Source organism: Streptomyces sp. NPDC002476 (assembly GCF_042889785.1).
Taxonomy (GTDB): domain Bacteria; phylum Actinomycetota; class Actinomycetes; order Streptomycetales; family Streptomycetaceae; genus Streptomyces.
On the sequence record NZ_JBIARH010000081.1, the window covers coordinates 1 to 9,994 of the forward strand.

General features: G+C 70.0%; 12 protein-coding genes. 4 read left to right on the top strand and 8 right to left on the bottom strand.

Annotation, left to right across the window (positions count from 1 at the left end):
* On the bottom strand, nt 1–300 hold a 300-nt coding region (locus ACFYXM_RS36365), incomplete at its 3' end, for a hypothetical protein (RefSeq protein ID WP_389296048.1).
* Nucleotides 301–321: 21 nt separating this feature from the next.
* Nucleotides 322–963, bottom strand: coding sequence for a DNA-3-methyladenine glycosylase (locus tag ACFYXM_RS36370; protein ID WP_389296050.1), 642 nt, complete (start codon nt 961–963; stop codon nt 322–324).
* A gap of 73 nt (nt 964–1,036) precedes the next feature.
* Here ACFYXM_RS36370 and ACFYXM_RS36375 point away from each other — a divergent pair, with 73 nt between their 5' ends.
* The 3 genes from ACFYXM_RS36375 (at nt 1,037) to ACFYXM_RS36385 (ending at nt 3,172) form a co-directional block, all read left to right on the top strand.
* Complete coding sequence (locus tag ACFYXM_RS36375; protein ID WP_389296053.1) at nt 1,037–1,819, top strand: sporulation protein; 783 nt, start codon at nt 1,037–1,039, stop codon at nt 1,817–1,819.
* Between the two features lie 111 nt (nt 1,820–1,930).
* A complete protein-coding gene (locus tag ACFYXM_RS36380) occupies nt 1,931–2,464 on the top strand; it encodes a YbhB/YbcL family Raf kinase inhibitor-like protein (RefSeq protein WP_389296055.1) in 534 nt (177 codons plus the stop codon).
* 201 nt (nt 2,465–2,665) lie between these two features.
* Complete coding sequence (locus tag ACFYXM_RS36385) at nt 2,666–3,172, top strand: HNH endonuclease (protein WP_073788343.1); 507 nt, start codon at nt 2,666–2,668, stop codon at nt 3,170–3,172.
* Between the two features lie 93 nt (nt 3,173–3,265).
* Here the strand turns inward: ACFYXM_RS36385 and ACFYXM_RS36390 are convergent, their stop codons facing one another.
* From ACFYXM_RS36390 to ACFYXM_RS36405, 4 genes are all read right to left on the bottom strand, one after another.
* Nucleotides 3,266–4,033, bottom strand: coding sequence for a sulfite exporter TauE/SafE family protein (locus tag ACFYXM_RS36390; RefSeq protein WP_389296057.1), 768 nt, complete (start codon nt 4,031–4,033; stop codon nt 3,266–3,268).
* Nucleotides 4,034–4,095: 62 nt separating this feature from the next.
* A complete protein-coding gene (locus tag ACFYXM_RS36395; protein WP_351525028.1) occupies nt 4,096–5,028 on the bottom strand; it encodes an SPFH domain-containing protein in 933 nt (310 codons plus the stop codon).
* 147 nt (nt 5,029–5,175) lie between these two features.
* On the bottom strand, nt 5,176–5,604 hold the full coding sequence (locus ACFYXM_RS36400) for an NfeD family protein (protein WP_073788349.1): 429 nt from the start codon (nt 5,602–5,604) through the stop codon (nt 5,176–5,178).
* A 200-nt stretch (nt 5,605–5,804) separates the two neighbouring features.
* Nucleotides 5,805–6,602 (bottom strand): ABC transporter ATP-binding protein, encoded by a 798-nt coding sequence (locus tag ACFYXM_RS36405; RefSeq protein WP_389296059.1) that lies wholly within the window; start codon nt 6,600–6,602, stop codon nt 5,805–5,807.
* Nucleotides 6,603–6,745: 143 nt separating this feature from the next.
* Here ACFYXM_RS36405 and ACFYXM_RS36410 point away from each other — a divergent pair, with 143 nt between their 5' ends.
* On the top strand, nt 6,746–7,531 hold the full coding sequence (locus ACFYXM_RS36410) for a hypothetical protein (RefSeq protein WP_389296060.1): 786 nt from the start codon (nt 6,746–6,748) through the stop codon (nt 7,529–7,531).
* A gap of 315 nt (nt 7,532–7,846) precedes the next feature.
* On the opposite strand, the gene ACFYXM_RS36415 is transcribed toward ACFYXM_RS36410, so the two are convergent.
* Nucleotides 7,847–8,491 (bottom strand): response regulator, encoded by a 645-nt coding sequence (locus ACFYXM_RS36415; RefSeq protein WP_389296062.1) that lies wholly within the window; start codon nt 8,489–8,491, stop codon nt 7,847–7,849.
* Nucleotides 8,484–9,629 carry a GAF domain-containing sensor histidine kinase gene (locus tag ACFYXM_RS36420; protein WP_389296063.1) on the bottom strand — a complete coding sequence of 382 codons (1,146 nt, stop codon included), beginning with the start codon at nt 9,627–9,629 and terminating at the stop codon, nt 8,484–8,486. The genes ACFYXM_RS36415 and ACFYXM_RS36420 overlap by 8 nt, the downstream gene beginning before the upstream one ends.
* Nucleotides 9,630–9,994: the final 365 nt, after the last annotated feature.

The following is a 9,994-nucleotide window of genomic DNA, read 5'->3' on the forward strand; positions in this document are numbered from 1 at the left end:
GCTTTCGCGCTTTTCCCTTTCGGCGGTTCCAACCTTACCAGATTCTTTTTCCGTTCCGTTTCCGGTCCGAATTTCAATTCCGGCGGCCGTTGGAGAGCCTTCACCTTTCGGTGCGGCCACTACGTTAACCGATTTCTCGGACCGCTCATAATCGAGCCAAATCAATCCGAAATTACGGCATCCCGAAAACGCACCCTGAGGGTGTGTGTCGTAGGTAGTGGTTTGCCGTTTTGGGTTGCTTCGATCGATCCTATCGATCGCATCGACAACAGTGCCCGTTTCAAACGGCTCGGACCACATTAGGTGGTCCGCATGGGCGAGTCAAGTTGCGCGGCGGCGTGGCACATGGGCCCGGTAGGGGCTCACCGTGGGGTCGCCGTCGATCCAGAACCGCCACGGATGTGCGGCTCCGTCGCCACCGACTCCGGTACGCGGACCATTGCGTACCCGGTCACGGGGCGGTGGGGTGCCATGCAGCAGGTGCAGCGCGTTGCCGGGGTGGGCGATGGCGTCGGTGCCGTCGAGCGCGCGGTCGATGTCGAGGGCGGTGGCCAGTCGGGCCGGCCCTTTGGCCAGTTCCTCGTCGTTGCGGGCGGAGGTCCGGCGTACCCGGGTGAGTTCGGCGCCCACCTGGATCTCGCCCGCGCGGAGCAGGACACCGCCGGCCCTGCCTTCCGGGCCGCACACCAGGTTGAGGCAGTGCCACATGCCGTATGTGAAGTAGACGTACGCGTGACCGGGCGGTCCGTACATGACGCTGTTGCGTGGAGTGCGGCCCCTGAAGGCGTGCGATCCGGGGTCGGCCTCGCCCGCGTACGCCTCCACCTCGGTGAGGCGGAGCTCTATGGGGCCGTCGGGTGTGGTGCGGACCAGGATCCGGCCCAGCAGGTCGGGGGCCACGTCCAGTACGGGGCGGTCGAAGAAGTCGCGGGTGAGCGGTGTACGTTCCAGACCCTCGGTCATGACGTTCGAGGGTACCGGGAACTGACCGCGGTCCTGGCGCGTATCTAGAGGTCAGGATCTAGGAGGAGAGAACATGGGCTTCAAACGGCTGCTCGCGAGCCTGGGCGCCGGCGGCGCTTCGGTGGAGACCGAGCTCAGCGAACTCAACGTCGTACCGGGCGGGGTCGTCCAGGGCGAGGTGCGGATCCAGGGCGGCAGCGTGGATCAGCAGATCGAGGGGCTCTCCGTGGGGCTGCAGGCCCGGGTAGAGGTCGAGGGGCAGGACACGGAGACCAAGCAGGACATCGAGTTCACCAAGCTCCGGCTCGGTGGCGCGTTCCAGGTGCAGGCCGGTGCGGTGCACGTCGTTCCGTTCGGGCTCGAGATCCCGTGGGAGACGCCGATCACGATGTTCGCCGGTCAGCACCTGCACGGCATGCACATCGGCGTGACCACGGAGCTGCAGATCGCGCGGGCGGTGGACTCCGGCGACCTGGACCCCGTCAATGTGCATCCGCTGCCGGCCCAGGAGGCGATTCTCGACGCCTTCGGGCGACTCGGTTTCGGTTTCCGCAGCGCGGACATGGAGCGCGGCCACATTCGCGGTACGCGCCAGCGGCTGCCCTTCTACCAGGAGATCGAGTTCTACCCGCCGCAGCAGTACCGCGGGCTCAACCAGGTGGAGCTGTCGTTCGTCGCGGACGACCGCGAGATGGACGTCGTCCTGGAGATGGACAAGAAGCCGGGACTCTTCAGCGAGGGCAGCGACACCTACCGTTCCTTCAAGGTCGGGCTGAACGACTTCCACACGACGGACTGGGCGGCGTACCTCAACCAGTGGCTCGCCGAGGTCGGCGGTCGGCGCAACTGGTTCTGAAAATCCGGTGCCGTGGCCGGCGCTGTCAGCCCCGCGGACATCGCCGGCCACGGCACTAGGGTCGGGGAAAGACCTGCCGACGGCGGCAGGGCGATCAGGAGAGGTGCTGACGTGACCGAGCAGAAGAGGGCGCCGCTGCCGCACGACTTCCATCCCGAGGTGCCGTCGTTCACGGTGGTGAGCGACGATCTCGCCCCCGGGGCCGTGCTGGCCGGCGCGCAGGTACTGGCGGCCGGGAACACGTCGCCGCAGTTGCGGTGGGAGGGATTCCCCGCGGAGACCAAGAGTTTCGCCGTGACCTGCTTCGACCCCGACGCGCCCACGGGCAGCGGGTTCTGGCACTGGGTGCTCTTCGACATCCCGGCCTCGGTCACCGAGCTGCCGGCCGGTGCGGGCAGCGGGGAGTTCGCCGGACTGCCCGCCGGGGCCGTGCACGTCCGCAACGACTACGGGACGAAGGACTTCGGCGGCGCCGCGCCGCCGGCCGGCGAGAACCACCGCTACGTCTTCACCGTCTACGCCGTCGACAGCGAGAAGCTCGGGGTCGACAGCGACACGTCGCCCGCGGTCGTCGGGTTCAATCTGCGATTCCACACGCTGGGGCGTGCCCAGCTGATCGGTGAGTACGAGGCCCCGGCCGCGTAGGCGCCGAGCCGTCACCGGGAGGCCGCCCCGGGCGGGCCGCCCGAGAGGTCGCCGGAACCCAGAGTTCCCCCGTTGTTCGCCCTGCCCTGGTCCTGAAGCGATCGGGGCAGGGCATTTTTATTGCGTTGTCCCTCACAGCCTGCCCGGCCAGAGTTGTTCCGGGCCTGCCAGGGGGCGGGCGGCACACGGGAGGTGGGCGAGATGCGGGACACGCTGGTGCTGAACGCGAGCTTCGAGCCGCTGTCGACGGTGACGCTGAACCGTGCGGTGGTGCTGGTGCTGCAGGACAAGGCCGTCGTCGAGCAGTCCCACCCGGATCTCCGCATGCGTGGCGCCGCCGTGGACATCCCGGTGCCCAGGGTGATCAGACTCTGCCGGTACGTACGGGTGCCGTTCCGAAGACAGGCCCCGTGGTCCAGGAGGGGCGTGCTGATACGGGACCAGCACCGGTGCGCGTACTGCGGACGGCGGGCGAGCACCGTCGACCACGTGGTGCCGCGGGCCCAGGGCGGCCAGGACACCTGGCTGAACACGGTGGCGTCCTGCGCCGAGGACAACCACCGCAAGGCGGCCCGGACTCCGGAGCAGGCCGGGATGCCGCTGCTGCGGCAGCCGTTCGTCCCCTCCCCCGCGGAGGCGATGCTGCTGGCGATGCGGACCGACGACCGGTCCGCGCTGCCGGAATGGCTGGATCACGCCGCCGCGTAGTCGGCGTACGCACGGCACCCACCGGGACGTACGCGTCGAATCGTGCGGAAGCCCGTCCTCCTGCGAGGGCGGGCTTCCTGTGTGTCGGCCGTGTCAGCGGAGCAGCAACTGGACGATGGCGACCGTGCCGACCACGACGATGAGGGTGCGCAGGACGGTGGGGCTGAGGCGGCGGCCGACCTTGGCACCGATCTGGCCGCCCAGTGCGGAGCCGACCGCTATCAGTACGACCGCCGTCCAGTCGAAGTCCGCGACGAAGAGGAAGAAGAGCGCGGCGATGCTGTTGACGACGGCTGCCAGGACGTTCTTGACGGCGTTGAGCCGCTGCATCGTGTCGTCGAGCAGCATCCCCATCAGGGAGAGGTAGATGATCCCCTGGGCGGCGGTGAAGTAGCCGCCGTAGACGCTGGCGAGCATCAGCCCGGTGAAGAGGAGGGGGCCGCCGTCGGTGCGGGTGGGACCGCCGTTGTGCTCGCGTCGTCGCTGGACGGCCCTGCTGATGCGTGGTTGCAGGATGACCAGGATCAGGGCCAGCGTCACCAGGACCGGCACGATCGTCTCGAAGGCCGTGGACGGCAGGGACAGCAGGAGCGTGGCCCCGGTGAGACCGCCGATCAGGGCAGCGACGGCGAGCCTGCGGACCCGGCGGCTCTGCCCCGCGAGTTCCGCGCGGTAGCCGATGGCGCCGCTGATCGAGCCGGGGATCAGGCCGAGCGCGTTGGAGACGGTGGCGGTGACCGGGGGCAGCCCGGTGGCGAGCAGCACCGGGAAGGTGATCAGCGTTCCGGATCCGACGATCGTGTTGATCGCACCGGCGCTGATGCCCGCCGCGAAGACGGCGAGCATCTCCCAGATGGTCATGGCGACTCCCCCGTGCATGGTCGATGCGTCGTGCACCGATCATGCACGAGGGCATGTACGCATCATTCGACCGGGGGCTGTTCCCGGCGCTCCTTGCCGCCGGTGTCGAATCCGGGGGCGCCGTTGCCGAGGTTGCCGAAGGCGCCGCTCAGGCCCTTCAGCGCGTCACCGATCTCGCTGGGCACGATCCAGAGCTTGTTGGCATCGCCCTCGGCGATCTTCGGCAGCATCTGGAGGTACTGGTACGAGAGGAGCTTCTGGTCCGGGTCACCGGCGTGGATGGACTCGAAGACCGTACGGATGGCCTGGGCCTCGCCCTCCGCCCGCAGGGCGGACGCCCTGGCCTCACCCTCGGCGCGCAGGATGGCGGACTGCTTCTCGCCCTCCGCGGTGAGGATCGCGGACTGGCGGGTTCCTTCGGCCTGGAGGATCGCGGCGCGCTTGTCGCGGTCCGCGCGCATCTGCTTCTCCATCGAGTCCTGGATGGAGGTGGGCGGTTCGATCGCCTTGAGTTCGACGCGGTTGACGCGGATGCCCCACTTGCCGGTCGCCTCGTCGAGGACTCCGCGAAGCGCGGCGTTGATCTCCTCGCGGGAGGTCAGCGTCCGTTCCAGGTCCATGCCACCGATGATGTTGCGGAGGGTGGTGACGGTGAGCTGCTCGATCGCCTGGATGTAGCTGGCGACTTCGTACGTGGCGGCCCTGGCGTCCGTCACCTGGTAGTAGATGACGGTGTCGATGTTGACGACCAGGTTGTCCTGGGTGATCACCGGCTGAGGAGGGAACGGAACGACCTGTTCACGCAGGTCGATGCGGTTCCTGATCGTGTCGATGAACGGAACGACGATGTTCAGGCCCGCGTTGAGCGTACGGGTGTAGCGGCCGAAGCGCTCCACGATGGCGGCGCTGGCCTGCGGAATGACCTGGATCGTCTTGATCAGGGCGATGAAGACGAGCACCACCAGAATGATCAGGACGATGATGATCGGTTGCATCGTGGTTCCTCATTGCCCTTCGGTTGCCGACGGATCGCGGGTGATCGAGGTCGAGATCGAGTGCAGGTCGAAAACGGATGCGACCTCGATCTCATGATGATCGACTTCGAGTCTGACAGAACGCGCGCTGCGGTGGGGGTGATTCGGTCACATGACGACTGCTGTTGCTCCGTCGATGTCGACGACATCGACCTGCTGGCCCGGATCGAAGCTCTGGTCCCCGTCGAGTGCCCGGGCTGACCAGATCTCGCCGGCCAGCTTGATCCTGCCGCCGTTGCCGTCGACCCGTTCCAGGACGACCGCCTGACGGCCTTTCAGTCCATCGATGCCCGTGGCGAGTTGGGGCCGGTCGGCGCGGTGCCTGGTGGCGATCGGGCGCACCACGGCGATGAGCGCCACGGAGACCACGAGGAACACCAGCACCTGGACCACGATGCCGCCGCCGAGCGCCGCGACGACCGCGGCGGCGACCGCTCCGACGGCGAACATGCCGAATTCGGGCATCGCGGTCAGGACGAGCGGAATGCCCAGTCCCGCCGCGCCAATCAGCCACCACACCCACGCGTCGATGTCCACGTGGTCATGGTAGGACCGCGAGTGCCCTCACGGACAGTGCGCAAGCGGACAGGCCCCACGGCCCGGGCGGCCCACGGCCGGCGGTGGGCGACGGCAGCCGGGGGTGGGCGGCGGTCGTCGGGCTGTCGGCGGCTCCCGCTGCTTCCGGGAGAGACGCCTCAGGTCGGACGCCTCGGCACGGGCGTCTCAGGACGGGCGTCTCAGGACAGCGGGAGTCCGTGGGCCGTGTAGCGGTCGCCGGTGCGCTCGACGACGAGCGGCAGGCCGAAGCAGAGGGAGAGGTTGCGCGAGGTGAGCTCGGTCTCCATGGGCCCGGCGGCGAGCACCTTGCCCTGGCGGATCATCAGGACGTGGGTGAAGCCCGGGGCGATCTCCTCGACGTGGTGGGTGACCATGATCATGGAGGGGGCGTAGGGGTCGCGGGCCAGCCGGCCGAGGCGGCGGACCAGGTCCTCGCGTCCGCCGAGGTCGAGTCCCGCCGCAGGCTCGTCGAGGAGCAGCAGTTCGGGGTCGGTCATCATGGCGCGGGCGATCAGCGTCCGCTTGCGCTCGCCCTCGGACAAGGTGCCGAACTTGCGGTCGAGGTACTCGTTCATGCCGAGGCGGTCGAGGAAGGCGCGGGCGCGCTCCTCGTCGACGGCTTCGTAGTTCTCGTGCCAGGTGGCGGTCATGCCGTACGCCGCGGTGAGCACGGTCTGCAGGACCGTCTGGCGCTTGGGCAGCTTCTCGGCCATGGCGACGCCCGCCATGCCGATGCGGGGGCGGAGATCGAAGACATCGGTGCCGACACCGCCGAGTTGTTCACCGAGGATGCCGACGGTGCCGGTGCTCGGGAAGAGGTAGCTGGACGCGATGTTGAGGAGGGTGGTCTTGCCCGCACCGTTCGGGCCGAGGATGACCCAGCGCTCCCCCTCCTTGACCTGCCAGGAGACGTCTTCCACCAGAGCACGTCCGTCGCGGACCACGGATACGTCCACCAGCTCCAGTACATCGCTCATGGCGCGTTGTCTCCCCATGCAGTGTCGAGGTCGTCGCGTGCCTGTGGGCACAGCTCCCAGGGAAATCTACGCCACCACGGGAGTGTGCCCGGCGCTGGGCCCGAGTGCCCCCGGGCCGCCCGCCTGTTCCCTAGGCTGTCCCCATGCTTTCGGAACCACGCTCAGGTTTGCTGGCCGCTTGGGGAAACGCGTTGCTCGCGGGACTCGTGTCCCCGGACGACGCGGTGCTCGCCATCGTCGGGGAGGACGCGGTGCACCGCGTGGAGGGACTGCCGGGCGAGGCGGGGCCGGTGGGGCTGACACTGGCGCTCGGGCGGTTGCGCGCCCTGGGGGTGAGCGGGTTCCGGGTCGCACTGCCCGCCCCGGGGCATCCGCTGGGGCTCAGCGGTCCGCCGGAGTTCAACGCGCGGGCACTGGAGGCGGAGGAGGCTGTGATCGCCTCCGGTGCCCCGTACGGGCTGGTTCCCGAGGTGAGCGAGCGGGGGCCGGAAGGGGATCTGCACATCGAGGTGGTGTGGCACTGCCTGCCGGTACGGGAGGCTCCGCCGGCCGATGTGCCGTCGCTGGGCGAGGCGGAGCGGGAGCTCGCCGAGGCGCTGCGGGACGCGACGGAGGTGCTGTCGCGGCTGGACGTGGCCGGTTCCGGGCCGATGGCGGAGGCGGCGGTGGACGCGTACCGGGCGCGGGCGGAGCGGAGCCGCGAGGTGCTGGCTCCGGGGTATCCGCCGCGCGCGGTGCGGGTGCTGGAGCTGGCACAACGGGTCGGGCTGCTGATCTCGGTGGCGTACGGGAACGCGCACGGCGGGGCGGTGAGCGCCTCGGAGATCGCGGCACGTGCGGAGGCACTGCGGCCGGTCGAGCGGGTGGCCCGGAGGGCGCAGGTCGCCGCGTACAACGCCTGTGTGGAGGAGCGCGAGCGGGATCGGTAGGTCCGCAGGGCGCCGCCGCCGCGGGGCGGTCCGCGGTCCGGCGCCCGGCCCGGGGACGCGGGAGGGCCCGAGGACACGGGAGGACCCGGGGACGCGGGAGGGACGGTCGCGTCCGCGTGGCCGGGCCTCCCGCCGGACGGACGGCGCGCGCACCGACCGGCGGTCTCCCGCCGCGGTGCGCAGCCTGCGACGGCGTCCGCCCGCGGCGCGCACACGGTCCGCGACGCGCGCATCGTCCGCGGTGCGTCCCGCCGGCGGTACCCGGTCGCGGGCGCGTGCACCGTCGGGGTGTGCCCGGTAGCGGTGCCGCTCGGCTCAGCCGGCCGCCCCGTGCCGTACGGCCCAGAGGGCCGCCTGGGTCCGGTCCGAGAGGTCCAGCTTCATCAATATGTTCGAGACGTGGGTCTTGACGGTCTTCTCGGAGAGGACCAGGGCTCGTGCGATCTCGCGGTTGGAGCGGCCGTCGGCGATCAGGCCCAGTACTTCCCGTTCCCGTTCGGTGAGGGTGCTCCCCCGGCCCGTGCCGCCGCCGCCTTCGTCCTGGGTGAGCAGGGCTCCCGCGACCTCCGGCTGGAGGAGCACGTGTCCGGCGTGCACCGAGCGGATCGCCCCGGCCAGGGCGTCGGGGTCGACGTCCTTGTACACATAGCCGGAGGCCCCGGCCCGGAGGGCGGGCACGACGGTGCGCTGTTCGGTGAAGCTGGTGACGATCAGGACCTTGGCCGGGTTCGCCAGCCCACGGAGTCTGCGCAGGGCCTCGATCCCGTCGGTTCCGGGCATCTTGATGTCCATCAGGACGACATCGGGACGGAGTTCCTCGGTCCTGGCCACGCCCTCGGCGCCGTCGGACGCCTCGCCCACCACCTCTATGTCGTCCTGGATCTCCAGGAACGTACGCAGACCGCGGCGGACCACCTGATGGTCGTCGACCAGCAGCACCCTGATGATCTTCTCAGCCACCGGGTATCTCCATCTCGATCGTGGTGCCCTTGCCGGGCGCCGATTCAACGGTGAGCCTTCCGCCGACCCCGCTCGCGCGGTCCCGCATCGACACCAGGCCCAGGTGGCGGCCCGCCTGCCTGGTCGCCTCGGGGTCGAAGCCGCCGCCGTCGTCCGTGATGCGCAGCCGTGTGCCGTTGCCGTGCCGGGTCAGGGTGACGTCGACGTGTGCGGCGCCCGAGTGGCGCAGGGCGTTGTGCAGGGCTTCCTGGGAGACCCGCAGCAGCGCTTCCTCCTGGGCCGCGGGCAGGGCGCGAACGCCCTTGCCGGTGAAGGTGACCCGGGCCGTGTGGGCGCGGTCCAGGACCTGGATCTGGGTGCGCAGCGTGGCGACGAGGCCGTCCTCGTCGAGGGCGGCGGGGCGCAGTTCGACGACGGCCGCGCGCAGTTCGTCCACGGCTTCGGCGGCGAGCGCGGCGACCTGGTGGAGCTCTCCCTTGGCACGGACCGGGTCGCGGTCGATCAGGGCGGTGGCCGCCTGGGCCGTGAGGCGCAGCGAGAACAGCTTCTGGCTCACGGCGTCGTGCAGCTCATGGGCGAGCCTGGAGCGCTCCTCGGCGATGGTCAGTTCCCGGCTGCGTTCGTACAGCCGGGCGTTGGTGAGGGCGATCGCCGCGTGCTGGGCGAGGATCGACAGCAGTTCCTCGTCCTCGGCGGTGAAACCGCAGCTGCCCTCCGGTTTCGGGCAGCGCTTGTTGGCGAGGAAGAGCGCGCCGAGGGTCGCGTCGCCGTCCCGGATGGGCAGGCCGAGGAAGTCGGACATGTCGGGGTGGGCTGCGGGCCAGCCCTCGAAGCGGGGGTCCTTCCGGACGTCGGCCAGGCGCTCGGGCCGCGCCTCGTGGAGCATCGCGGCGAGGACGCCGTGCTGCCGGGGCAGCGGGCCGATGGCCCTCCACTGCTCGTCGCTGACGCCGTCGACGACGAACTGGGCGAAACCTCCGTGGTCGTCGGGGACGCCCAGCGCGGCGTACTCGGCGTCCAGCAGTTCGCGGGCCGAGGCGACGATCGTCTTCAGGACGTCGCGCACTTCGAGTGGCCGGCTCATGGCGAGGAGCGCGGCACTCACCGCTGCGAGGCCCGACGGTGGGCGATGGCTCATGGCCTCACCGTACAAGCGGGACGCGTACGCCGTATCGGCCTGTGGACGGCTGCCGCTCGGGGCTCGGGGCCTAGGCCCTGCCGTCGGGCCGCCCTGCCGCGCGGCAGGGCCGGTGCGGGCGCTCTCGGGGGCTCGTATCCCGACTCCTCACCCTCCGAATTGCTTGAGCAACGATTGGTGAGATTGCAGGGCGGCCGATGTGAGGCCGGGCATAGGACCCACATCACTTACGAAGGACGCTAGTGGGCGCATAAGAGGTCGCGCGCATAAGTGGGGCGGAGGAAGGAGCGGGGCGAGGGGCAAGCCCGGCAAGGCGGAGGAGGGAGGTGACGCGAAGGGGCCCCTCCCATGCCTTTCGGGCCATG